The following is a 22,209-nucleotide window of genomic DNA, read 5'->3' on the forward strand; positions in this document are numbered from 1 at the left end:
TCGAGCAGGTTCACGCGCTGTCTCCGTCCTGGGGGGTGGTGGGCTTCTGGTCGTCGGACTCGCTCGCGGGCGCGGGGGAGGTCGGTTCGGCCGATCTCCCGGGCGCGGGGGCCTCCGCCGGCGTGTGCCACGGGGCGTCCGAGCTCCGGGCCCGGCGCGGCCGTTCCACCGCCGGCTCCGCCGCCTCGGCCGGGGCCGTGGCGGTCCCGCCGGCGGGCGCGGTCGCCGCCTGGCTGGCCGAACCCTCCGTGATGCTCCGGGTCCGCCGCGGCCGGTCCGCCCGCACCGCGGGCCCACCCTCCGCGCCGGCCGCCGCACCCGCCCGGGCCGTCCGGGCGCCGCGGGCCGGCCGCTCCGCCACCGGCGGCAGGGTGCCCTTCAGCGGCCCCCACTCGTTCGGGTCCGGCACCCCGGCCGGCTGCATCTTGCGCCGGGCCGGCCCGTCCCCGTGGTCGCTCTCGCCCGGTTCCTTGGCCCCCGGCCACGCCTTGGCGACCCGCGCCGCGAGCACGAACTCCTTGCGCAGCGGGTGGCCCTCGAAGCCCTCGGGCAGCAGCAGCGGCACCAGGTGCGGGTGGCCGGTGAAGCCGATCCCGAACATCTCGTGGGTCTCCCGCTCGTGCCAGCCCGCCCCGGGGTAGACGCCCGCCGCGGTCGGCAGCACGGCGGCGTCCCGCGGCACCCGGGCGCGCAGCAGCAGGTGCCGCAGGGCGCCCGGGCCCTCGCCGACGCCGGCCAGGTGGGCGCAGACCGCGAAGCCCTCGGCGAGCTCGTCCACCGCGCTCAGCCAGTCGAAGTAGGTCAGCCCCAGCCCGTCCCGGGCCGCGGTGAGCGCCTCGATCCAGTGCTCGGCCGGCACGTCGACGGTCAGCAGCCGGTACGCCTCGGTGGCGGTCGCCCAGGGGCCGATCGCCGCGGCCGTGCCCTCGGCGGTCAGCACACCGGGTCCGGTGCTCGGTGGAGTGCTCACTGGACGCCTCCCGGACCGGGCACCAGCGGCCGGCGCAGCGCCCCGACGGACGGGCCGGCGGGCTGCGCCGCGTACCGCTCGGGCAGCGACTCGGCCGCGATCTTCTCCTGCAGCTTGAGGATCCCCTGGAGCAGCGCCTCCGGCCGCGGCGGGCAGCCGGGCACGTAGACGTCGACCGGGATGATCTGGTCCACGCCCTTGGTGACGGCGTAGGAGTCCCAGTACGGGCCGCCCGAGTTCGAGCAGGCGCCGAAGGAGATGACGTACTTCGGCTCCGGCATCTGCTCGTAGAGCCGCTTGACGGCCGGGGCCATCTTGTCGGTCACGGTCCCCGAGACGATCATCAGATCGGCCTGCCGGGGGCCGGGGGCGAACGGGATCACGCCCATCCGGATGAAGTCGTGCTTGGCCATCGAGGCGGCGATGAACTCGATCGCGCAGCAGGCCAGCCCGAAGTTGAAGCACCACAGGCTGTACCGGCGTCCCCAGTTCAGCACCACCTTGACCGGATCCGGCGCGAACCGGGCCAGCGGCCCGATCCGGCGCGGTTCCAGCGCGCCGGGGCCGGGGCGGGCGGCGTCGGGCATGCCCAGCGGGATCGGCCCCGAGGCCCCGGGCGTACCGTGCGAGTGGGTCACGTCCATTCCAGAACGCCCTTCTTCCAGGCGTAGAGCAGCCCGACCGCGAGGAAACCGAGGAAGACGAACATCTCCACCAACGTCCCCGCGCCGTACCCCGCGGCGGCGAACACGGTCGCCCACGGGAAGAGGTAGATCGCGTCGACCGCGAAGATCACGTAGAGGAAGGCGTAGACGTAGTAGCGGATCTGGGTGTGCGCCCAGTCCTCACCGACCGGGTCCACGCCGCACTCGTAGCTGAGCAGCTTCTCCGGCGACCAGACCACCGGCCGCAGCAGCCGGTTGGCCGTGAAGGCCACCGCGACGAACAGCACACCGACCACCGCGAGCAGCCCGACCGCCGCGTAGGCGTCGAAGTAGCCGCCACCCGCCGCGGGATCGGCCGCGAGGGCAGCGATCACGGGCCCCTCCATGCGTTCGCCTCCAGATCGGCCGCGCCGTGTCCCGGGCCTGCGCACCGGCCTGGTTCACCGCGGGTCTTTACACATCCATAACCTCGTCTATGGCGTGAGTCTAAGTCCCCGACCGCACCGCACCGGAACCCCGCCCGCTCCGCAAGACGGCCGGTGGACACCCCCGCGGTCCCGGACCCGGCGCCGGGCCCCCTGCGGAGGTGGGGTTATCCCCCGCCGAAGACGGGACCCTACCCCAGTGCGCGGGGCCGGGCCGAGCGGTCAAGCTGGTCACCCACCCCTGGTAGCGACGAGGACGGACGGCAGGCATGAGGCCCTTCGGCGAGGCACCCCCCGGCGACCCCGCGGCCGCGCGGCAGCAGACGGCCGAGCCGCTGTACGGCGCCCGGCTGTGGCGCCAGGTGCGCCATCTGCTGCTGAACCTGCCGGTCGGCATCCTCTCCTTCGTCTTCACCGTGACCGGCCTCGCGGTCGGGGCCGGCCTCGCGGTGACGGTGGTCGGGCTGCCGCTGTTCGCCGCCGGGCTGACCGGCTCGCGCGCCCTCGGGAGGCTGGCCCGGGTCCGGGCGCGGGCCTCGCTGGGGGCCCGGGTGGCCGATCCGGAGCCGTTGCTGCCGGCCCGGCCGGGCGTGATGGCCTGGGTGATCGCCTCGCTGACCGACGGGCTGAACTGGCGCTCGGCGCTGTTCTCCGTGCTGATGCTGCCCTGGGGTGTCATCACCTTCTCGGTCGTGCTGGTCTTCCTGGTCATCGGCTGGCCGGCGCTGCCCTGGGTGGCGCGCTGGCTGGGGGCGGTGAACCGGCTGATGGTGGAGCAGCTGCTCGGGCCGAGCCGGCTCTCCGAGCGGGTCCGCGAGCTGGAGGACGACCGTGGCGCGGTGGTCGACACCGCCGCCGCCGACCTGCGGCGGATCGAGCGCGACCTGCACGACGGCGCCCAGGCCCGGCTGGTCGCCCTGGCCATGGACCTCGGTCTGGCCAAGGAGAAGCTGCTGGACACCGAGCTGACCGGCGAGCAGGCCGCCGCGGCCGAGATGGTCGGTGCCGCGCACGGCGAGGTCAAGCTGGCCCTGCAGGAGCTGCGTGATCTCGCCCGGGGCATCCACCCGGCCGTGCTGACGGACCGCGGGCTGGACGCGGCGCTCTCCTCGGTGGCGGCCCGCTGCACGGTGCCCGGCGGGGTGAGCGTCAGCGTGGAGCTGCGCGGCCCCGACGGCACGGTCGAGCGGCCGGACTCCGCGGTCGAGGGGATCGCCTACTTCACCGTCAGCGAGTTGCTCACCAACACCGCGAAGCACGCCGGCGCCACCAGCGCCACGGTCGAGGTCTGGCGCTCGGCGGACCGGCTGATGCTCCAGGTCGGCGACGACGGCCGGGGCGGCGCGGTGGGGCCGGACGGCGGGTTCCGGCCAGGCGGCGGGCTGGCCGGCCTGGCCGAGCGGGTGCGCGCGGTGGACGGCGTCTTCCTGGTGGAGAGCCCCGCCGGCGGCCCGACCACGGTGACGGTCGAGCTGCCCTGGCGCACCCGCGCCCCGCGCGGCGCCGCCCGTTGAGCCGAGCCGGGCCGGCGGGCGGCGGACGGGTCAGGAGCTGCCGAGCGTCCCGAGGGTGACCTCGGCGGTCTGGCCCTGCCCGTTGCGGGTGTAGTTGACACTGACCTTGTTGCCGGGCTGCAGCGAGGCCAGTGCGGTGCTCAGCGAGCTCAGCGTGGTGATCGGGGTGCTGCCGAGCTGGGTGATCACGTCGCCCGCCTGGAGCCCGGCCGAGGCCGCCGGCCCGCCCGAGGTGGTGCTGACGACCACCACGCCGGCCGGCTTGAAGTCACTGCCGATGAAGGTCCGGGCGACGATCCCGAGCGCCGCCCGGCCCGAGTTGGTGACCTTGCCCTGCTTGATCAGCTGGTCGGCGATGTTGGTGATGGTGACGCTCGGGATGGCGAAGCCGATCCCCGGGGCCGCGCCGCCGCCCAGCTCGGGCTCGGTGGCGGCCAGGGTGTTGATGCCGATCACCTGGCTGGCCAGGTTGACCAGGGCGCCACCGCTGTTGCCGGGGTTGATCGCGGCCGAGGTCTGCACCATGTTCCCGATGGTGGCGCCGGGCGAGCCGCCGCCCTGCGGCTCCGAGACGGTCCGGCCGACGGCCGAGACGATGCCCTCGCTCACGCTGCTGGACAGCCCCAGCGGGCTGCCCATGGCCAGGGTGATCTGGCCGACCTCGACCTTGTCGCTGTCCCCGAACGCCGCCGGCCGCAGCCCGCTCGGCGGGCTGCTCAGCTTGACCACCGCGAGGTCGTCGTCCGGGTAGCTGCCGACCAGCGTGGCGTCCAGCGTCTTGGTGCTGTTGGCCAGGGTCACCTGGAAGCTGCTGGCGTTGCCCACCACGTGCGCGTTGGTGACGATGTCGCCCTTGTCGTCGTAGACGATCCCGGAGCCGAGCCCGGACCCGGTGGTGATCTGCACCACCGAGGGCAGCACGTTGCCGATGACCCGTTGGTAGTCGTTCTGCAACTGGTCACTGACCGCTGGTCCGCCGGAGTCGGCGGCCGCGGGCGTGGCGCTGGTCGACGCGGAGGAGGACGAGGTCGAGGACGCGGTGCGGGTGCAGCCGCTCACCACCAGCACCGCCGCGAGCACCGCCGCGGCCGGCAGGGCGGCCCGGCCGGCGCGCGGCCGGCACCCGGCCGGTGGACCCCCGAGCGGCCCCCCGGGCAGTCCCTCGACGGCCTTCGGGCCGGTCGGGCGGGGGCCGGCCGGGATCGGGCGGGTGTGGTCCTTCGTGGGATGCACCTGAGCTGCCTCCGGTTCCGTACGCGCGGACGGCCACGGCGCCCGGCAGGCCGAACGGGCGCGCGAACGCGCCACAGCGGGACACCAGGCCAAGTTTTGCCAGCATTCCACCCGTATGTCCGTTTGGACGGCAATGGCACGCCGACGGGCGGGGGGGGGGGGGGGGGGGGGGGCCCCCCCCCCCCCCCCCCCCCCCCGCCCCCCCCCCCCCCCCCCCCCCCCCACCCCCCCCCCCCCCCCCCCCCGTCGTCCGACCCGTCGTCCAGCCCGTCGTCCAGCCCGTCGTCCGGCCCGCCAGCCGGTCCGTCAGCGGCGCTCGGGCACCGCCGTGCCGTAGGCCGCATCCAGTGCGTATACGCAGCGGTCCTTGCTGCTGGCGAAGACCCGCCCGCCGACCGCGACCGGAGAGCCGGTCAGCTCACCCTTGGTGCCCAGCTCCCAGCGGAGCCGACCGGTCGCCAGGTCCACCGTGTGCAGCGAGTGGTCCCGGCTGCCCAGGTGCACCAGGCCGTCGGCGGCGGCCGGCGTACCGACGATCTCGCCGCGCGCCGCGTACCGCCACAGCTCGCGCCCGGCCCCCGTCTCGAAGGCGTAGAGCGTCTCGCCGCTGGCGATCAGCGCGGTGCTCCCGGAGACCACCACCGGCTCGGCGCCCTGCCGACTGGCCGTCCGCGCCTGCCAGCGGACCCGGCCGGTCGCGCCGTCCAGGGCGTACAGGGTGCCCAGGTAGTCGGCCACGTAGACGGCCGGTGCCGGGGAGTCGTCCAGCGTCGGCGGGGTGAAGAGCACCACCGGCGCCTCGAACCGCCACCGCTCGACGCCGGTCACCGCGTCCAGCGCGTAGACCTTGGTCCCCGCCGTGACGTAGAACAGCCCGCCGCGGGCGGTCGGGCGGGACGGCACGTCCTCGCCGACCGGGAACGCCCAGTGCAGCCGCCCGGTCCGCGGATCGGCGCAGCGCAGCCGCCCGCCGCCGTAGTAGCAGAGCGCGCCGGCCACCAGGGCCGGCCCGGACTGCGGGTTCTCGTAGTCCTGCTGGGCGTCGCCGGCCTGCCACAGCTCGGCGCCGTTGGCGGCCGAGCGGACCTGCACCCCGCCGCCGCGCACGCCGCAGCAGAGCACCCCGTCCGCGACGTCCAGCGAGTAGACCCAGCCGTCCAGCGAGGTGCGCCACAGCTCGCCGCCGTCCCGCACGTCGACGGTGTAGAGGTGCGGACCGTCGGCGGCGTGCAGTCGGCCCGCGCCGACCGCCACCGCCCAGGCGACGTCCCGGGTCTTGTAGCGGCGCCGGCCGGAGGCGATGTCCAGCGCGTGCACCTCGAAGCTGGAGATGAACAGCGTGCCGTCGGCGGCCACCGGGGTGCCCCAGACGTCGTTGGACATCCGGAACCGCCACGGCCGCCACGGCCCCTGCACCGTCGCCCCCGTCGAAGGAGTGGCCGAAGGAGTGGCCGGTGGGATGGCCGGTGGGATGGCCGGCGGGGTGGCCGGTGCGGCGTGCGCGGCCGTCCGCCGGACCCAGTTCGTCTCGGCCGGCGCCGAACCGCCGGTCACCCGGTCCGGCTCCGGGCCGTGCGCCTGCGGGCCCGGTCCTATACCCACCGAGGCCCCCGAGAGCCGGATCTCCTCGGCCATGGGTTCGCGCCGGTGCCGCCGGGCCGCGCCCAGCTTGGCGGTGGAGACCTCGCCGTCCAGCGCCGAGCCACCGCCGGTGGGCCGCGCGCTCGGCGGGCCGACCTGCTGGCCGCCGCCCAGCGTACGCGGATCGACCGGCTCGGGCCTGCGCGGCGGCGCGACCGACCGCCACCCGGCGTCCGGCCCGGCCGCCAGGTACGGATCCGGGACGCCACCGCGCCCGGTCGGGGCCGGCGGCCCGGGCGGCATCGCGGGCATCGGCGGGGCGGCCACCGCGGCCGAAGCCGCCGAAGCCCCCGGCGCCGGGGCAGCCGCCCGTGCCCCGGGCAGCTGACGACCCCGCCGCTTGCGCTCGATCAGGTCCAGCGCGACCGGCGGCAGCCAGTCGCCGCCCTCCTCGCCGGCATCGTCGCGGGAGAACAGGTGCGGCGCCAGCTCGGCCTGGATCTGCGCCGGCGTCGGCCGGTGCTCGGGCGCCGGCCGCATGCAGGCCCGCACCAGGTCCACCAGCTCCACCGGCAACCCGGACAGGTCCGGCTGTTCACGCAGCAGCTTGAAGACCGTCTCCACCGGGTTGCCGCCGTGGTAGGGCGGGTGCCCGGTGGCGCAGAAGACCAGCAGCGAGCCGAGCGAGAAGACGTCGCTCGCCCCGGTCACGCTGCGGCTGTCCTTGGCCTGCTCGGGCGACATGTAGGCGGGGGTGCCGACCGCGACGTTGGTCATGGTCAGCCGGGTGTGCGAGACCCCGGCGGCGATCCCGAAGTCGATCACCCGCGGGCCGTCCTCGACCACCAGCACGTTCGACGGTTTCAGGTCACGGTGCACCAGACCCGCCGCATGGATGGACTGCAACGCCTCGGCGATCCCGGCGACCAGCCACCGGGTGGCGTCCACCGGCAGCGGCCCGCAGGCGTCGACCAGGTCCTCCAGCGAGGGCGCCGGCACGTACGCGGTGGCCAGCCAGGGCACCGGGGCGTCCGCGTCGGCGTCCACCACCGCGGCCGTGTAGAAGCCCCCCACGGTCTTCGCCGCCGCGATCTCCCGCGCGAAGCGGACCCGGAACAGCTCGTCCTCGGCCAGCTCCCCGCGGACCGTCTTGATCGCCACCCGCCGGCCGGACGCGGAGCGTGCCAGATAGACCAGCCCCATCCCACCGGCGCCCAGGCGTCCGAGCACCTCAAAGGGCCCGATCCGTCTCGGATCCTGCGCCGTCAGCTGGTTCACTCGGCTGCCACCTCCCCGTCCGCGCGCCACCCGTTCGGGGGCCGGAGACGATTGTCCAATGCCCCCGCCGTCTGAGCCAATCTCCCCCTGCCGGGCCGGGGGCCGTGTCGCGCCAAGGTGGCCGGTTCCCGCTGTCGTGCCGTCGGTTCGGTCCGGTTCGGCACCAACTGACGCCTCCTCGCCGTTCACCGCATTCACGCGGAAGGCTACGGAGAGCTACCCGACCTGGCTTCAGTCCACTCGCCGTCACTCTGTGCCGCCATCAGCACACGGGGGGGCTTCGAAATATCGCTATCCGAGCCCCATTACCACCCCCGGCCGGACTAATAGTCGCATCACCGAATCGCGCCATGATCGGTGCGCGGTAAGCTGACGGCATGACAGGACAAGTTCGCACCGTCGACGGTCGCGTCGCCGGGCGACGCGGACAGGAGACGCGGCAGAAGCTGCTCGACTGCCTCCGCGAGATGCTCAGCACGTCGCCGTACCGGGACGTCAAGGTCATCGACGTCGCCCGTATGGCAGGTACCTCCCCCGCGACCTTCTACCAGTACTTCCCCGATGTCGAGGGCGCCGTCCTTGAGATCGCTGAGGAAATGGCCAAGGACAGCGTCGAGCTCAAAGCGCTCGTCGATGGAAAGTCCTGGGCAGGAAAGTCCGGCACCACCACCTCCGAAGATCTGGTGGACGGATTCCTTGCCTTCTGGCGCAAGAACGATGCCATTCTGCGAGTGGTCACACTCGGTGCCGCGGAAGGGGACAAGCGGTTCTTCAAGATCCGCATGACGGTCCTCAACGCGGTGGCCAAACCACTCTCGGATGCCATCAAGGACCTCCAGGCCAAGGGCCAGGCCGACAAGGCGCAGGACGCCGCGGCGGTGGCCGGTTCGCTGATCTCGTTGCTCGCCTCGGCGGCCGAGCACCAGAAGGCGTTCACCTCCTGGGGCGTCAAGGTCAAGGACCTCAAACCCACCCTCGCCCCCCTGGTCTACCTGGGCGTCACCGGCAAGAAGCCACCCAGATAGCCACCCCTACGACCACGCAGTACCTGTGCTCGCGCGTACCCCCGGCCGCCTGTCCGGGGACGTCGGGCGGCGGCCGTGTCCTCGGGGGAGGTTCGCCGACGTACCGCAAACGCGCGGCCGAAAACGCCTGTGGGCGGGACCCGGAAGGGGTCCCGCCCACACTGCCGTCCGGCTGCTCAGGGGCAGCGGACGACCTGGCCGGCGTAGGCCAGACCGCCGCCGAAGCCGAAGAGCAGCACCGGGTCGCCGGTGACCAGCTCGCCGCGCTCGACCAGCTTGCTCAGCGCCAGCGGGATCGAGGCGGCCGAGGTGTTGCCGGAGTCCACCACGTCCCGCGCGATCACCGCGTCGGGCGCGCCGAGCTTGTTGGCGATCGCGTCGATGATCCGCAGGTTGGCCTGGTGGGCCACGAAGCCCTTGAGCTCGCTCGGGTCCAGCCCGGCCCGCTCGCAGGTCCGCCGGGCCAGCGGGGCGATCTGGGTGGTGGCCCAGCGGAACACCGACTGGCCCTGCTGGCTGATCACCGGCTGCCAGCCGGTGATGGTCACCGCGTCGTTCTTCTCCGGTTCGGAGCCCCAGACCACCGGCCCGATGCCCGGCTCGGCACCCTCCGGCTGCGCCTCCACCAGGGCGGCCCCCGCGCCGTCCGCGAAGATCACGCAGGTGGACCGGTCGGTCCAGTCCACGGTGTCCGACATCCGCTCGGCACCGATCACCAGCGCCCGGCGGGCGGCGCCGGCCCGGATCGCGTGGTCGGCGGTGGCCAGCGCGTACGAGAAGCCCGAGCAGACCGTGTTGATGTCGTAGGCGGCGGGCGAGGGGATGCCGAGTCGCGCCGCCACCGCGCAGGCGGTGTTCGGGCTGCGCTCGACGGCGGTGCAGGTCGCCACCACCACCAGGTCGATCTCCAGGGCCGACCGTCCGCCGGCGGCCAGCGCCTTCTGCGCCGCCTCGGTGGCGAGGTCGACGAGCGTCTCGCCCTCGGCGATGTGCCGCTGCCGGATGCCCACCCGGCTGCGGATCCACTCGTCGTCCGTGTCGACCAGCTTGGCCAGGTCGTCGTTGGTGAGGACCTTGGGAGGCTGGTAGTGGCCGAGCGCCACGATGCGGGAACCGGTCATGCTGCCACTCAAACGGTTACTCACGCGTTAACTGCTCACGGTCGGTGACAGGATCCGGCCCCGGATGCTGTAGGGCCTGCACAACAGGCCTTGCGCGGTAAGGGCTACACCGCGAGCGAGGCGGCGTCCCCCATCGCGATCACCGGGTGCGCGGCCGGGTCCAGCGCCCTGAGCAGCGAGATCATGTCAGGTTCGGCCAGCGAGACGCAGGCGTGGGTCGGGCCGCCGTGGTCGACGTGCAGCCAGATCCCGCCACCCTTGTCGGTGCCCTGCGGTTCGCGCGGGTCCAGCGGGGAGGTGCCGGTCACCCGGTTGTAGTCGATCGCCACCACGTAGTCGAAGGCGCCGGCCAGCGACTCCCCGCTGAAACCGGTCCCGGTGGCCACGAAGCCGCTGTCCTGGTGGTACGGGAGCCGGCTGCCCGGGTCGGCCTTCAGGCCGCCCGCGTCGCTGAGCGTGAAGACCCCGATCGGGCTGCGCAGGTCGCCGGCGGTGTGGTCGGCCGTCCAGCCCGCGTCACCGTTGTGCGCGGCCCAGGTGGGGCCGGGGCTCCAGCGGCCGTCGGGGGTGCGGCTCCACAGCGTGACCGCGGTGGTCGAGGAGTCCCTGCCGGCCCCGGAGGCCAGCACCACCTGGCTGGTGTCGGCGGGTATTCGGGCGAGGAAGGACGCGCCGAGCCCGGGAATCGCCGAATCGCCGCTCGGCCGGGCGGCGGGCGGCGGGGACGCGGCGGGGGCGGCGTCACCCGCCGCGGATGACGGCAGGTCGGGGGTGCTCCGGGGCAGCGCCTCGGCCTGGCCGCCGGTCAGGTTGCCCGGGCCGACCGTGAACCAGCCCACCGCCGCGGCGACCAGCACCGCGACCGTCCCGGTCAGCGCCCCGCGGCGGCGGCGCGACCTGCGGCGACGGCCCCGGGACTGCGCCCGGGCACCCGGAACGGCGGCGCCGCCGGGCCGGCCCGCGGAGGCGGGACCGGCACTGCGGCGGCGCTTGGCGGAGGAGCGATGGGATCCGGACATGCAATCGATAGTCGCAAATCCCGCGGCAGTTGAGAAACCGCCGAACCCTAAATCGGGCTGAAGCAGGGGCGCGGTCAGAGCCGCATCGCCTGCGGGGTCTCCCGGCGCAGCAGGTCGGGGCCGTCGTACTCGCGGATCACCTCGTACCGGGTGTTGCGCTCCACCGGCCGGAACCCGGCGTCCCGGATCAGCTCCAGCAGGTCGTCGCGGCCCAGCTTGTTGGGCGTGCCGAAGTTGTCCGCGTCGTGGGTGATCTTGTACTCGACGACCGAGCCGTCCATGTCGTCCGCGCCGTGGCTGAGCGCCAGCTGGGCGGTGGTGACACCGTGCATCACCCAGAAGACCTTGACGTGCGGCACGTTGTCGAAGAGCAGCCGGGAGACCGCGAAGGTCTTCAGCGCCTCGGCACCGGTGGCCATCTCGGTCCGGGCCATCAGCCGGTTGCGGACCACGCCGTCCTTGGAGTCGTGGAAGTCGTGCTGGTAGCGCAGCGGGATGAAGACCTGGAAACCGCCGGTCTCGTCCTGCAGTTCGCGCAGCCGCAGCACGTGGTCGACCCGGTGCCGGGGCTCCTCGATGTGCCCGTAGAGCATGGTGCACGGGGTCTTCAGGCCCTTCTGGTGGGCCAGTCGGTGGATCCGCGACCAGTCCTCCCAGTGGGTCTCGTGGTCGACGATGTGCTGCCGGACCTCCCAGTCGAAGATCTCCGCGCCGCCGCCGGTCAGCGACTCCAGCCCGGCGTCGATCAGCTCGTCCAGGATCTCCGAGGCGGAGAGACCGCTGATCTTCTCGAACCAGTGGATCTCGGTGGCGGTGAAGGCCTTCAGCGAGACGTTCGGCAGCGCCGCCTTCAACTCCCGCAGCGAGCGCGGGTAGTAGCGCCAGGGCAGGGTCGGGTGCAGGCCGTTGACGATGTGCAGCTCGGTGAGCGAGTCCACCTCCATCGCCTTGGCGAGCCGGACGGCCTCCTCGATCCGCATGGTGTAGGCGTCCTTCTCGCCCGGCTTGCGCTGGAACGAGCAGTAGGCGCAGGAGGCGGCGCACACGTTGGTCATGTTGAGGTGGCGGTTGACGTTGAAGTGGACGACGTCGCCGTTCTTCCTCGTCCGCACGTGGTGTGCCAGACCGCCCAGCCAGGCCAGGTCGTCGCTCTCGTAGAGGGCGATGCCGTCCTCGCGGGTCAGCCGCTCGCCCGCGTAGACCTTCGCCTCCAGCTCGCGCTTGAGCCCTGCGTCCATGCGGTGACCCGCCTCCTCGTCCTTCGATCCGATGGCCGCGGTCTCGGGTCCGCGGCCGGATCCGAGACTACGCCTACCCCCCGAGCAGCTCCGACAGCAGCGCGGGTTCCAGGTTGCCGCCGCTCACCACGGCGGCGAAGACCCGGCCGCCGAGTTCGCCGGCCCGGGACAGGTAGGCGGCCGTGGTGACCGCGCCGGAGGGCTCGGCGACCAGCCGGCCGCGCCGGGCCAGCACCGCCACCGCGGCGCGGATCTCCGCCTCGCCGACCGTGACGATGTCGTCCACGTAGGCCTGCAGGTGCTCGAAGGGCAGCGCGCCGACGGTCGGGGTGCGCAGGCCGTCGGCGATGGTCCGGTAGGTGTCGGCCACCGGCCATATGACGCGCTCGCCGGTGCGCAGGCTCGCCTGCGCGTCGGCCGCCAGCTCCGGCTCGACGCCGACCACCCGGACGCCCGGCGTGGTGAGCTTGATCGCGGCGGCGACGCCGCTGATCAGGCCGCCGCCGCTGACCGGGACGAGCACGGTGTCCAGCTCGTCCGGGGCGTCCTCGCCGATCTCCAGGCCGACCGTGCCCTGCCCCGCGATGATGTACGGATCGTCGTACGGCGGCACCCAGACGTACCCGTGCCGCTCCGCCAGCTCGCTCGTCACCGTGTCGCGGTCGTCCGGCGAGACCAGCATCACCTCGGCGCCGAACGAGCGGGTGTTGGCGACCTTGACCGCCGGCGAGGTGTCCGGCATCACGATCACCGCCTTGATGCCGAGCAGCCGCGCGGCGTAAGCGACGGCCTGCGCGTGGTTGCCGCTGGACTGGGCGACCATTCCGCGGGCCCGCTCCTCGGCGCTCAGCACGGCCAGCCGGTTGTACGCCCCGCGGACCTTGAAGGCGCCGGTCGGCTGCAGGTTCTCCGGCTTGAGCCAGAGCCGCCTGGTGCCGTCGGCGGCCCACGGGCAGGGCATCAGCGGCGTCCGGACCGCCACTCCGGCGATCCGCCGCTGGGCGGCCCGCAGCTCCTCAAGACCCACCAGTGCCATGGCGGCCCTCACTCTCCCGCGTCGAGGGGCAGTTCGCTGACCCGGTTCTCCCACTTGGTGGAGAGCACGACGGTGGTCCGGGTGCGGGCCACCCCCTTGGTCCCCGAGAGCCGCTTGACCACCGACTCCAGGCCCTCCACGTCGGAGACCCGGACCTTGAGCATGTACGAGTCGTCGCCCGCGATGAACCAGCAGTCCTCCACCTCGCCGAGGTCCTTCAGCCGGTGCGCCACGTCCTCGTGGTCGGCGGCGTCGGTGAGTTGAAGGCCGATCAGGGCGGTGACCCCGAAGCCGAGCGAGGCCGGATTGACGGTGGCCCGGTAGCCGGTGATCACGCCGGCCTGCTCCAGGCGGTTGATCCGGTCCGTGACGCTGGGGCCCGACAGGCCCACCAGGCGGCCAAGTTCGGCGTAGGAGGCTCGTCCGTTCTCCCGGAGTGCCTGGATGAGCTGTCTGTCGACCGTGTCCATGTACCGTCCGCGTCCTTCCGAACCTAGCCAGAGCCAGAGATCATTATCCGGAATCCAAGGGCCCACGTACGGACCAACCCGGATATCGCAGAGAACATACTCTCCCCTGACGGGTCCGCCTACGCCCCGTCCGAGCGGGCCGCACCCAACTCGCCCTCCCAGCGCCGGTAGAGCCGGTGCGGGACGCCGACCGCGTCCAGCACCCGGCCGGCCACGAAGTCCACCAGTTCCCGGGCGGTGGAGCCGCCGGCGTAGAAACCGGGCGAGGCGGGCAGCACCACGGCGCCGGCCGTGTCCAGCTCGACCAGGTGGCGCAGCGTCACCCCGTCGAGCGGCGTCTCGCGGACGCAGACCACCAACGGGCGGCGCTCCTTGAGGGTGACGGCGGCGGCACGTTGCAGCAGATCCTTGCTCAGGCCCAGGGCGATCCCGGCCACCGCGCCGGTGGTGGCGGGGACCACCAGCATTCCCTTGGCGGGGTACGAGCCGCTGGACGGGCCGGCCGCGAAGTCACCGGCGGCCCAGTACCGGACGTCGGCCAGGTCGACCTCCGACGCGTCGGCATCGGCCAGCCAGGCGGCCAGGTCGGTGCGCCAGTGCGCGTCGCGGAAGGCGATGCCGGTCTCGTCCAGGATGGTCAGCCGGGCGGCCCGGCTGACCACCAGGTCCACCGCCTCGCCCGCCGCCAGCAGCGCTCGAATCACCGAGGCCGCGTACGGGGTGCCGGACGCGCCGGACACCCCCACCACCCAGGGTAGCCTCGGTGCCCTCTGTTCCTTGCTCATACCTCGCACCCTAGAGCCTGCGACGCGGGAGGATGGCGGGGTGACCTCTCCGTCGGCGCCGTTCCTGATCGACCTCACCCACCAGCTCACCACCGGCATGCCGGTCTACCCCGGCGACCCCGAGGTGGCGCTGCGGCCGGTGCTGACCACGGACACCGCCGGGGTGAACGTGCTCCGCGTGCACCTCGGCTCGCAGTCCGGCACCCATGTGGACGCGCCCTACCACGTGGACGTCACCTGGCCGACCCTGGACGGTCTGCCGCTGGAGTTGTTCACCGGGCCCGCGGTGGTGGCCGACCTGCGGGCGCTGCCGGACCGGACCGCGGTGACCGCCGATCAGCTGGCCCCCGCGCTGGCCCGGGTGGCCGCTCCGGGCACCGTGCTGCTGCTGGCCACCGGCTGGCCGCGGTTCTGGGGGACGGACCGCTACCTGGCACACCCCTACCTCAGCCCGGCCGCCGCCGAGGCGATCGCCCGGGCGGGGGTGCGGACCGTCGGGGTGGACGCGCTGAGCGTGGACCGCACTCCCGGCCCCGGCGCGCCCGACGGCGAGCCCGACGGCGAGGCCGGGGCGGCGGCGGAGCCGGCGCTGGCCGCGCACCGGATCCTGCTCGGCGGGCCCGAGGGCGGGGTGATCGCGGAGAACCTCACCGACCTCACCCCGCTGCTGGAGGCCCAGGCCCGCGACCGCCCGATCACGGTCAGCCTCTTCCCGATCCGGCTGGCCGCCGCCGACGGCGCCCCGATCCGCGCGGTGGCGACGGTCGGCGGCTAGCCGCAAAGGTCTGGACCATCTCTGGGGGCGCCCGCCAGGCCGACTCCTCGTGGGGGGGGGAGATCATCGGTCATCATCGGTGTGGTCGAGCGGCTCTGGCGCCACCCCGTGTAGTCCGCCACCCCGTGAACTCAGGGCTTCTGGCGGACCAGGCAGAACGGGTGGCCGGCCGGATCGAGGTAGACCCGGAAGTCGGTCTCGGCGTCCTTGCGCACCGCCCCCAGCGCGAGCACCCGCTCCTCCGCGACGTCCAGGTCGGTGACCGCGACGTCCAGGTGGAACTGCTGCGGGTGCGCCGGATCCGGCCACATCGGCGGCCGGTAGTCCTCCACCCGCTGGAACGCCAGCACCGTGCCCCCGGGCGTGTGCACGGTCGACCACTCCTCGTCCAGCTCCCAGCGCGGATCGGGCCGGTCCACCTCCCCGCCCAGCACGGCCGCGTAGAAGTGCGCCAGCCCCGCCGGGTAGTGGCAGTCCAGGACGATGCTCTCCAGGCTCCCGATCATGCCGCCCTCTCCTCACCCTCCGAACCCTCCGACACCGGCCAGCTCCAGGATCCGCCGGACCGCGCCGCCGGGCCACCGGCCCGGCGTCAGTAGGCCACGCCGACGGCCTGCCCGACGGTGGCCGGATCGTCCAGGCAGGCGAGCAGGGTGGCGGCCAGGTCGGCGCGCCCGAGCACGTGGCCCCGCCGGACGTTGCCGCCGATCTCCCGCCGCACCCCGCCGCGGCGCGGCCGGTCGATCAGCCGGGGTGGGCGGACCACCGTCCAGTCGGTCCCGCTCGCCCGGATCAGCTCCTCCATCCGGGTCAGGTCCAGGTGGACCTCCCGGAAGACGCTGCTGACCAGCGGGTTCACCAGCAACCGGTAGAGCGGCGTCTCCCCCGGCGCGGGCGGCGCGACCGGCGCGGCGCTGACCGCGACGAAGCGCCGCACGCCCTCGTCCGACAGCGCGGCGAGGATCGCGCGGACCCCGGACGAGGTGACGTCGCTCGCGGCCCGTCCGTGCGGCCCGAGCAGGCTGATCGCGGCGTCGGCGCCGCGGACGGTGGGCCGCAGTGCCGCCGGGTCGGTGATGTCGGCGGTCCGCACCGAGAGCCGGGGGTGCCGGACGGTGAGCCCGGCCGGGTCGCGGACCACCCCGGTGACCTGGTGTCCGGCGTCCAGCGCCTGCTGGACCAACTGGACCCCGGTCCGTCCGGTGGCCCCGAAGACCGTGAGCCGCATGGCGACCTCCAGAGTGCTCGCACCCCCAGGATCCGCGCGGCTCAGCCGGCCCGCAGCCCGCGCAGGACCAGGTCGAGCAACGCGCAGACGAAGAGCGAGATCCCGACGAAGCCGTTGGTGGTGAAGAACGCCCGGTTCAGCCGGGACAGGTCGCCCGGCTTGACGATCGAGTGCTCGTAGAGGAACGCGCAGACCACCACCGCGAGCCCCACGTAGAACGCCGGCCCGGCGTGGGTGAGCACCCCGTACCAGGCCAGCAGGGCGGTGGTGACGACGTGGCAGGCGCGCGCGCCGTACAGCGCGGCGGCGATGCCGAAGCGGGCCGGCACCGAGCGCACACCCTCGGCGCGGTCGGCGGCGACGTCCTGGCAGCCGAAGATCAGGTCGAAGCCGCCGATCCAGACGCCGACCGCGAGCCCGAGCACCACCGCGTCCCAGGACCAGCTGCCGGTGACGGCCAGCCAGGCGCCGACCGGTCCCATCGCCTGCGCCAGGCCGAGGATCGCGTGCGGGAAGTCGGTGAACCGCTTGCCGTACGGATAGACCACCATCGGCACCACGGCCACCGGCGCCAGCCACAGGCAGAGCGGGTTGAGCAGGGCCGCGGCGCCGAGGAAGACCAGCAGCGCCACGCCGGAGCCGGTGTAGGCGGTGCGCAGCGAGACCGCGCCGGTCACCAGCTCGCGGGTCGCGGTGCGCGGGTTACGGGCGTCGATCTCCCGGTCGATGATCCGGTTCGCCGCCATCGCGAAGGTCCGCAGGCTGACCATGGCGACGGTGACGATCAGCAGGGTCGCCCAGTGCACCCGCCGGTCGGCCAGGAACATCGCGCTGAGGGTGGCGATGTAGGCGAAGGGCAGGGCGAAGACCGAGTGCTCGATCAGCACCAGGCGCAGGAAGGCCTTGGCCTTGCCCGGCGGTGGGGTCTCGATCAGGTCGGCGGTGGCGCTCACAGCCCGTACTCCGTCCAGCGCTTGGTGACCAGTGCGGCAGTGGCCGGGTCCGAGCTGACCATCTCCGGCCAGCCGCCGTCCCGGGTGTAGCCCTCCTCGGGGAGCTTGCGGGTGGCGTCGATGCCCGCCTTGCCGCCCCAGAACTGCTGGTAGGAGGCGTGGTCCAGGTGGTCCACCGGCCCCTCGACCACGGACAGGTCGCGGCTGTAGTCGACGTTGCCGAAGGCCCGCCAGGCGACCTCCTGGTAGTCGTGCACGTCGCAGTCGGCGTCCACCACGATGATCAGCTTGGTCAGCGACATCATGTGCGCGCCCCAGATGGCGTGCATCACCTTCTGCGCGTGCTTCGGGTACTTCTTGTCGATCGAGACGATCGCGCAGTTGTGGAAGCCGCCGGCCTCGGGCAGGTCGTAGTCGACGATGTCCGGGATGATGATCTTCAGCAGCGGCAGGAAGAACCGCTCGGTGAACTTGCCCAGCGGGCCGTCCTCGGTCGGCGGGCGGCCGACCACGATGGACTGCAGGATCGGCCGGCGGCGCATGGTAACGCAGTCGATGGTGAGCGCCGGGAACGGCTCCTGCGGGGTGTAGAAGCCGGTGTGGTCGCCGAACGGACCCTCCGGCAGCTCCTTCCCGGGCTCCAGCCAGCCCTCCAGCACCACCTCGGCGTCGGCCGGCACCTGGAGCGGGACGGTCTTGCAGTCCACCATCCGGACCCGCTCGCCGGCCACGAACCCGGCGAACAGGTACTCGTCGATGTCCCCCGGCAGCGGCGCGGTGGCCGCGTAGGTGACCGCCGGCGGGCAGCCGAAGGCGATCGCCACCGGCAGCCGCTCGCCGCGCTTGGCGGCCACCGCGGCGTGGTTGCGGCTGTCCTTGTGGATCTGCCAGTGCATGCCGATGGTGCGCCTGTCGTGCCGCTGGAGGCGGTAGAGGCCGAGGTTGCGGACCCCGGTGTCCGGGTCCTTGGTGTGGGTCAGGCCCAGGTTGAAGAACGAGCCGCCGTCCAGCGGCCAGGTGAAGAGCGCGGGCAGGGTGTCCAGGTCGACCTGGTCGCCGGTGAGGACCACCTCCTGCACCGGGGCCTCGGTCGGCTTGACCCTGCGCGGCGGCACGTGCGCCATCGAGGCGAGCTTGCCGAAGGCGTCCCGGAACCCGGTGAAGCCCTGCGGCAGCTCGGGCTTGAGCAGGCCGGAGATCTTCTCCGCGATGTCGTCGGGGGACTTCAGGCCGAGCGACTTGGCCAGCCGGCGCTCGGTGCCGAAGACGTTCATCGCCAGCGGCATCGTCGAGCCCTTGACGTTCTCGAAGAGCAGGGCCGGGCCCTCGGCCTTCTGCACGCGGTCGACGATCTCGCCGATCTCCAGGTACGGGTCCACCTCGACCTTGATCCGCTTGAGGTCGCCGTCACGTTCCAGAGCCCGCAGAAAGGAGCGGAGATCGTCGTATGCCATGCCAGCCAGTATCGGCCACCCGGTGGTCCGCCCCGGAACAGGTCCCCCGACCGCGACACCGGTGCCGTGGCGGGTCGCCTAACCCGGACGGCCTACCGTGGCTGATCAGCTCAGACGCCCGCTTTTGGCGCATCCCTACGAGTCCGGCCGGCTCGCGGAGCCGCCCGGACGGCCCGCTCGACGATCTCTCCGGTCCGCTCGGCCGGCGGCCCGGCGAGCCGGTCGGAAACCGTGCGAATCGGCCCTGAACTGGGCAATCACCCCGCAGTACGACTGTGGGCAGACTCCTGACAGGCATCCTTCAAGAGGCCGTCGGACTCTCCCTGGAGGCTGTCTCGAAGCCGGGCTCCGAGGTGCCCGGCTATGAAGGTCCCACATCTATTCCTGCCTGACCTTGTACGGAACCGACGCCGAAATGAGGTACGGCATCCTCGTAATGTCGTAGGTGACGAAGCGAATCGCAGCCGGGGCTCCAGAGCCGACACCGACTGCTCGGACACTCGCCTCACACCTTGGAGTTCGAGATGACGGTGTTGCACGAGGCCCCCACGGGGGAGGACGGTCCCGGCGATGCCCGTGGTCGGGTCGCGGAGCTGCACGAGCTGCGGGAGCAGGTCAGGCGCGGCCCCAGCGAGAAGGCCACCGAGGCGCAGCACGCGAAGGGCAAGTTGACGGCTCGTGAGCGGATCGAGCTGCTGCTGGACGAGGGCTCGTTCCACGAGGTGGAGCCGCTGCGCCGGCACCGGGCCACCGGCTTCGGCCTGGAGGCGAAGAAGCCGCACACCGATGGCGTGATCGTCGGCTGGGGCACCGTGCACGGCCGGACGGTCTTCACCTACGCGCACGACTTCCGGATCTTCGGCGGCGCGCTGGGCGAGGCCCACGCGCAGAAGATCCACAAGATCATGGACATGGCCATCGCGGCCGGTGCCCCGCTGGTCTCGCTGAACGACGGCGCCGGTGCCCGGATCCAGGAGGGCGTCACCGCGCTGGCCGGCTACGGCGGCATCTTCCAGCGCAACACCAAGGCCTCCGGCGTCATCCCGCAGATCAGCGTGATGCTCGGCCCGTGCGCCGGCGGCGCGGCCTACAGCCCGGCGCTGACCGACTTCATCTTCATGGTCCGCGAGACCTCGCAGATGTTCATCACCGGCCCGGACGTGGTCCAGGCGGTCACCGGCGAGAAGATCAGCCAGAACGGCCTCGGCGGCGCCGACGTGCACTCCGCGGTCTCCGGCGTCTCGCACTTCGCCTACGACGACGAGCAGTCCTGCATCGAGGAGGTCCGCTACCTCCTGTCGCTGCTGCCGCAGAACAACCGCGAGATGCCGCCGTCCACGCCCAGCGAGGACCCGATCTCCCGGCGCTGCGAGGCGCTGCTGGACCTGGTCCCCTCGGACGGCAACCGCCCCTACGACATGCGCAAGGTGATCGAGGAGATCGTCGACCACGGCGAGTTCCTGGAGATCCACGAGCGCTGGGCGACCAACGTCATCTGCGCGCTCGCCCGGATCGACGGGCACGTGGTCGGCCTGATCGCCAACCAGCCGCAGTCCCTGGCCGGCGTGCTCGACATCAACGCCTCCGAGAAGGCCGCCCGCTTCGTGCAGATGTGCGACGCCTTCAACATCCCGCTGATCACCCTGCTCGACGTCCCCGGCTTCCTGCCCGGCGTGGACCAGGAGCACGGCGGCATCATCCGGCACGGCGCCAAGCTGCTCTACGCCTACTGCAACGCCACCGTGCCGCGGATCTCGCTGATCCTGCGCAAGGCCTACGGCGGCGCCTACATCGTGATGGACTCCCAGTCCATCGGCGCCGACCTGACCTACGCCTGGCCCACCAACGAGATCGCGGTGATGGGCGCCGAGGGCGCGGCCAACGTGATCTTCCGCCGGGACATCAACGGCGCCGAGGACCCCGAGGCGATGCGGGCCCAGAAGATCAAGGAATACAAGAGCGAGCTGATGCACCCGTACTACGCGGCCGAGCGCGGCCTCGTGGACGACGTCATCGACCCGGCCGAGACCCGCACGGTCCTCGCCTCGGCGCTCGCCATGCTCCGCACCAAGCACGCCGACCTGCCCTCCCGCAAGCACGGCAACCCGCCGATGTAGCCCTCCGCGGGCCGGCCACCCGGTCGGCCCGCGCCCGGCTCCGGCCCTTCGACCAGACCATCAGCAGGGGGAGAGAACACACCATGAGCATCGCTGCCGAACCACTCGTCAAGATCACCCGCGGCTCCCTCACCGTCGAGGAGCTGGCCGCCCTCACCGCCGTGCTGACCGCCCGCGCCGCGGCCGCCCAGCAGGCCAGCCAGGCCGTCGCCTCGGTCGAGCCGATCGCCCGCTGGAGCCGGCTGGAGCGCCGCCCGGCCTACTTCTCGCCGGTCAGCTGGCAGCAGGCCGCGTAACACCCCCGGTCACGGGAGGCAGCCGCTTCTCGAACCAGTGGTCCTCGTACGGGTCGTCGTGGTACCGCGGGATCTCCCGGTAACCGTGGCGGGCGTACAGCGCCCGGGCCTCCACCAGGTCGGCCCGGGTGCCCAGCCGCAACACCGTCATCCCGCGCTGCCGGGCCGCCCGCTCCACCTCGGCCAGCAGCCGGGCGCCGCCGCCGAGCCCGCGCGCCCCGGGGCGGACGTAGACCTTGGTCACCTCGCCCAGCGCCGGTCCGAGCCGGCGCAGCCCGATGCAGCCGCTCACCGCGCCGCGGTGGCGGGCCAGCAGCAGCACGGCCAGCCCCTCGGCCGGCTCGGCGGCCAGCGCCGCCGCGACCTCGTCCGCGCCGGCCGGACGGCCGTGGTAGCGGGCCACCAGCTCGGTCAGATAGGCGCGCAGCACCGCCCGGGCCTCCGGGTGGTCGACCTCTGTCGGCTCGACGGACCACTGCGCCGCGGTCGGACGGGGGCTCTGTGATCGGGTCATGACGTCATCCTGCCCCGGGGGTACGCCCCGGGGCAGTCGAATTTGTCCGGCCGAACGATCGGGTCAGGCGGCGACCAGGCCCGCCGGGCGGGCGGCGTGCATGACGCTGAGGTTGCGGGCCAGCCGCTGCGGGTCCTGGTCGAGCCAGAGCCGCAGGGCCGCCCCTAGCATCGCGCTGCCCGAGCCCAGCCGCACCCCGGTGGCCAGCGCGACCTGCGCCGCCGCCGGGACCAGCAGGTCGGCCAGCGGCGCCGGCAGCCAGACCGTCAGCGCACACGGCGCGGGCTCGGCCAGCGCCGCCAGCAGGCCGTAGGCGCGGGCCGTCCCCTGCAGGGTCGGCAGCACGTCCAGCAGCCCGTCCGCGACCACCTCCGACAGGTCGTGCCGGTGGCCCTGGGCCAGCCAGCGGAGCCGCTCCCGCTCCGCGACGGTGATCCGGATCTTGAGCATGATCTCTTCGCTGTCCATGGCGCGGCCTCCTCACAGCCCCTGTCCCCTGGAGCAGAGCTGCC

Annotated in this window: 22 protein-coding genes; 5 read left to right on the top strand and 17 right to left on the bottom strand. The window is 73.2% G+C overall.

Annotated elements, in window-relative coordinates; translation table 11 throughout:
- Positions 1-10 precede the first annotated feature (10 nt).
- From ACIGXM_RS01360 to ACIGXM_RS01370, 3 genes are read right to left on the bottom strand one after another with little or no spacing between them, the layout of a single operon-like run.
- Complete coding sequence (locus ACIGXM_RS01360) at positions 11-970, bottom strand: NADH-quinone oxidoreductase subunit C (RefSeq protein ID WP_396555582.1); 960 nt, start codon at positions 968-970, stop codon at positions 11-13.
- Positions 967-1,614 (bottom strand): NADH-quinone oxidoreductase subunit B, encoded by a 648-nt coding sequence (locus ACIGXM_RS01365; RefSeq protein WP_396555584.1) that lies wholly within the window; start codon positions 1,612-1,614, stop codon positions 967-969. Before ACIGXM_RS01365 ends, ACIGXM_RS01360 begins: the two co-directional genes overlap by 4 nt.
- Positions 1,605-2,021, bottom strand: coding sequence for an NADH-quinone oxidoreductase subunit A (locus tag ACIGXM_RS01370; protein ID WP_396555586.1), 417 nt, complete (start codon positions 2,019-2,021; stop codon positions 1,605-1,607). The genes ACIGXM_RS01365 and ACIGXM_RS01370 overlap by 10 nt, the downstream gene beginning before the upstream one ends.
- 308 nt (positions 2,022-2,329) lie before the next feature.
- Between ACIGXM_RS01370 and ACIGXM_RS01375 the strand changes: the two genes are divergently transcribed.
- Positions 2,330-3,574 (top strand): sensor histidine kinase, encoded by a 1,245-nt coding sequence (locus ACIGXM_RS01375; RefSeq protein WP_396555588.1) that lies wholly within the window; start codon positions 2,330-2,332, stop codon positions 3,572-3,574.
- A gap of 30 nt (positions 3,575-3,604) precedes the next feature.
- On the opposite strand, the gene ACIGXM_RS01380 is transcribed toward ACIGXM_RS01375, so the two are convergent.
- Entirely contained in the window at positions 3,605-4,669 is a 1,065-nt protein-coding gene (locus ACIGXM_RS01380; RefSeq protein WP_396557324.1) for a S1C family serine protease, read from the bottom strand.
- A 444-nt stretch (positions 4,670-5,113) separates the two neighbouring features.
- Positions 5,114-7,666: a PQQ-binding-like beta-propeller repeat protein gene (locus ACIGXM_RS01385; RefSeq protein ID WP_396555590.1), complete on the bottom strand. Its 2,553-nt coding sequence runs from the start codon at positions 7,664-7,666 to the stop codon at positions 5,114-5,116.
- 377 nt (positions 7,667-8,043) lie between these two features.
- Between ACIGXM_RS01385 and ACIGXM_RS01390 the strand changes: the two genes are divergently transcribed.
- Positions 8,044-8,691 (top strand): TetR family transcriptional regulator, encoded by a 648-nt coding sequence (locus ACIGXM_RS01390; RefSeq protein WP_396555592.1) that lies wholly within the window; start codon positions 8,044-8,046, stop codon positions 8,689-8,691.
- Positions 8,692-8,867: 176 nt separating this feature from the next.
- Here the strand turns inward: ACIGXM_RS01390 and ACIGXM_RS01395 are convergent, their stop codons facing one another.
- The 6 genes from ACIGXM_RS01395 to ACIGXM_RS01420 all read right to left on the bottom strand — a co-directional run bounded on the left by ACIGXM_RS01395 (position 8,868) and on the right by ACIGXM_RS01420 (position 14,360).
- Complete coding sequence (locus tag ACIGXM_RS01395; protein WP_396555594.1) at positions 8,868-9,812, bottom strand: beta-ketoacyl-ACP synthase III; 945 nt, start codon at positions 9,810-9,812, stop codon at positions 8,868-8,870.
- A gap of 104 nt (positions 9,813-9,916) precedes the next feature.
- Positions 9,917-10,831, bottom strand: a complete 915-nt coding sequence (locus tag ACIGXM_RS01400; protein ID WP_396555596.1) for a hypothetical protein — start codon at positions 10,829-10,831, stop codon at positions 9,917-9,919.
- Positions 10,832-10,905: 74 nt separating this feature from the next.
- Positions 10,906-12,069 (bottom strand): aminofutalosine synthase MqnE, encoded by a 1,164-nt coding sequence (gene mqnE / locus ACIGXM_RS01405; RefSeq protein ID WP_396555598.1) that lies wholly within the window; start codon positions 12,067-12,069, stop codon positions 10,906-10,908.
- 73 nt (positions 12,070-12,142) lie between these two features.
- The gene (locus ACIGXM_RS01410) at positions 12,143-13,105 is read right to left on the bottom strand and encodes a threonine/serine dehydratase (RefSeq protein ID WP_396555600.1); all 963 of its coding nucleotides are present in this window, start codon (positions 13,103-13,105) and stop codon (positions 12,143-12,145) included.
- 8 nt (positions 13,106-13,113) lie between these two features.
- A complete protein-coding gene (locus tag ACIGXM_RS01415; RefSeq protein WP_035800738.1) occupies positions 13,114-13,575 on the bottom strand; it encodes an Lrp/AsnC family transcriptional regulator in 462 nt (153 codons plus the stop codon).
- 119 nt (positions 13,576-13,694) lie between these two features.
- Positions 13,695-14,360 carry a UbiX family flavin prenyltransferase gene (locus ACIGXM_RS01420; RefSeq protein ID WP_396555602.1) on the bottom strand — a complete coding sequence of 222 codons (666 nt, stop codon included), beginning with the start codon at positions 14,358-14,360 and terminating at the stop codon, positions 13,695-13,697.
- A 40-nt stretch (positions 14,361-14,400) separates the two neighbouring features.
- On the opposite strand from ACIGXM_RS01420, the gene ACIGXM_RS01425 reads away from it, so the two are divergent.
- Positions 14,401-15,135 (top strand): cyclase family protein, encoded by a 735-nt coding sequence (locus tag ACIGXM_RS01425; RefSeq protein ID WP_396555604.1) that lies wholly within the window; start codon positions 14,401-14,403, stop codon positions 15,133-15,135.
- A 131-nt stretch (positions 15,136-15,266) separates the two neighbouring features.
- Here ACIGXM_RS01425 and ACIGXM_RS01430 read toward each other — a convergent pair whose 3' ends face one another.
- From ACIGXM_RS01430 to ACIGXM_RS01445, 4 genes are all read right to left on the bottom strand, one after another.
- Positions 15,267-15,641, bottom strand: a complete 375-nt coding sequence (locus ACIGXM_RS01430) for a VOC family protein (RefSeq protein WP_396555606.1) — start codon at positions 15,639-15,641, stop codon at positions 15,267-15,269.
- 86 nt (positions 15,642-15,727) lie between these two features.
- Positions 15,728-16,363, bottom strand: a complete 636-nt coding sequence (locus tag ACIGXM_RS01435) for an NAD(P)-dependent oxidoreductase (RefSeq protein ID WP_396555608.1) — start codon at positions 16,361-16,363, stop codon at positions 15,728-15,730.
- A gap of 41 nt (positions 16,364-16,404) precedes the next feature.
- Positions 16,405-17,316: a menaquinone biosynthesis prenyltransferase MqnP gene (gene mqnP / locus ACIGXM_RS01440; RefSeq protein ID WP_396555610.1), complete on the bottom strand. Its 912-nt coding sequence runs from the start codon at positions 17,314-17,316 to the stop codon at positions 16,405-16,407.
- Positions 17,313-18,770, bottom strand: coding sequence for a menaquinone biosynthesis decarboxylase (locus ACIGXM_RS01445; protein WP_396555612.1), 1,458 nt, complete (start codon positions 18,768-18,770; stop codon positions 17,313-17,315). The genes mqnP and ACIGXM_RS01445 overlap by 4 nt, the downstream gene beginning before the upstream one ends.
- Positions 18,771-19,294: 524 nt before the next feature.
- Here ACIGXM_RS01445 and ACIGXM_RS01450 point away from each other — a divergent pair.
- Positions 19,295-20,887, top strand: a complete 1,593-nt coding sequence (locus tag ACIGXM_RS01450) for an acyl-CoA carboxylase subunit beta (protein ID WP_396555614.1) — start codon at positions 19,295-19,297, stop codon at positions 20,885-20,887.
- Positions 20,888-20,970: 83 nt separating this feature from the next.
- Positions 20,971-21,183 carry an acyl-CoA carboxylase subunit epsilon gene (locus ACIGXM_RS01455; protein WP_396555616.1) on the top strand — a complete coding sequence of 71 codons (213 nt, stop codon included), beginning with the start codon at positions 20,971-20,973 and terminating at the stop codon, positions 21,181-21,183.
- On the opposite strand, the gene ACIGXM_RS01460 is transcribed toward ACIGXM_RS01455, so the two are convergent.
- Positions 21,161-21,697, bottom strand: a complete 537-nt coding sequence (locus tag ACIGXM_RS01460) for a GNAT family N-acetyltransferase (protein WP_396555618.1) — start codon at positions 21,695-21,697, stop codon at positions 21,161-21,163. The genes ACIGXM_RS01455 and ACIGXM_RS01460 overlap by 23 nt on opposite strands.
- A gap of 63 nt (positions 21,698-21,760) precedes the next feature.
- Positions 21,761-22,165 carry a hypothetical protein gene (locus tag ACIGXM_RS01465; RefSeq protein WP_396555620.1) on the bottom strand — a complete coding sequence of 135 codons (405 nt, stop codon included), beginning with the start codon at positions 22,163-22,165 and terminating at the stop codon, positions 21,761-21,763.
- Positions 22,166-22,209: the final 44 nt, after the last annotated feature.

It is taken from the genome of Kitasatospora sp. NPDC052896 (assembly GCF_044547075.1).
Taxonomy (GTDB): domain Bacteria; phylum Actinomycetota; class Actinomycetes; order Streptomycetales; family Streptomycetaceae; genus Kitasatospora.

Excerpts from the sequence above, each read along its gene's own strand:
- mqnE (WP_396555598.1), bottom strand. The coding sequence starts at position 12,069 with ATGGACGCAGGGCTCAAGCGCGAGCTGGAGGCGAAGGTCTACGCGGGC.
- ACIGXM_RS01445 (WP_396555612.1), bottom strand. The coding sequence starts at position 18,770 with ATGGCATACGACGATCTCCGCTCCTTTCTGCGGGCTCTGGAACGTGAC.
- ACIGXM_RS01435 (WP_396555608.1), bottom strand. The coding sequence starts at position 16,363 with ATGCGGCTCACGGTCTTCGGGGCCACCGGACGGACCGGGGTCCAGTTG.
- ACIGXM_RS01430 (WP_396555606.1), bottom strand. The coding sequence starts at position 15,641 with ATGATCGGGAGCCTGGAGAGCATCGTCCTGGACTGCCACTACCCGGCG.
- ACIGXM_RS01455 (WP_396555616.1), top strand. The coding sequence starts at position 20,971 with ATGAGCATCGCTGCCGAACCACTCGTCAAGATCACCCGCGGCTCCCTC.
- ACIGXM_RS01400 (WP_396555596.1), bottom strand. The coding sequence starts at position 10,831 with ATGTCCGGATCCCATCGCTCCTCCGCCAAGCGCCGCCGCAGTGCCGGT.
- ACIGXM_RS01460 (WP_396555618.1), bottom strand. The coding sequence starts at position 21,697 with ATGACCCGATCACAGAGCCCCCGTCCGACCGCGGCGCAGTGGTCCGTC.
- ACIGXM_RS01365 (WP_396555584.1), bottom strand. The coding sequence starts at position 1,614 with ATGGACGTGACCCACTCGCACGGTACGCCCGGGGCCTCGGGGCCGATC.
- ACIGXM_RS01410 (WP_396555600.1), bottom strand. The coding sequence starts at position 13,105 with ATGGCACTGGTGGGTCTTGAGGAGCTGCGGGCCGCCCAGCGGCGGATC.
- ACIGXM_RS01395 (WP_396555594.1), bottom strand. The coding sequence starts at position 9,812 with ATGACCGGTTCCCGCATCGTGGCGCTCGGCCACTACCAGCCTCCCAAG.
- ACIGXM_RS01450 (WP_396555614.1), top strand. The coding sequence starts at position 19,295 with ATGACGGTGTTGCACGAGGCCCCCACGGGGGAGGACGGTCCCGGCGAT.
- ACIGXM_RS01415 (WP_035800738.1), bottom strand. The coding sequence starts at position 13,575 with ATGGACACGGTCGACAGACAGCTCATCCAGGCACTCCGGGAGAACGGA.
- ACIGXM_RS01390 (WP_396555592.1), top strand. The coding sequence starts at position 8,044 with ATGACAGGACAAGTTCGCACCGTCGACGGTCGCGTCGCCGGGCGACGC.
- ACIGXM_RS01420 (WP_396555602.1), bottom strand. The coding sequence starts at position 14,360 with ATGAGCAAGGAACAGAGGGCACCGAGGCTACCCTGGGTGGTGGGGGTG.
- ACIGXM_RS01370 (WP_396555586.1), bottom strand. The coding sequence starts at position 2,021 with ATGGAGGGGCCCGTGATCGCTGCCCTCGCGGCCGATCCCGCGGCGGGT.
- ACIGXM_RS01375 (WP_396555588.1), top strand. The coding sequence starts at position 2,330 with ATGAGGCCCTTCGGCGAGGCACCCCCCGGCGACCCCGCGGCCGCGCGG.
- ACIGXM_RS01465 (WP_396555620.1), bottom strand. The coding sequence starts at position 22,165 with ATGGACAGCGAAGAGATCATGCTCAAGATCCGGATCACCGTCGCGGAG.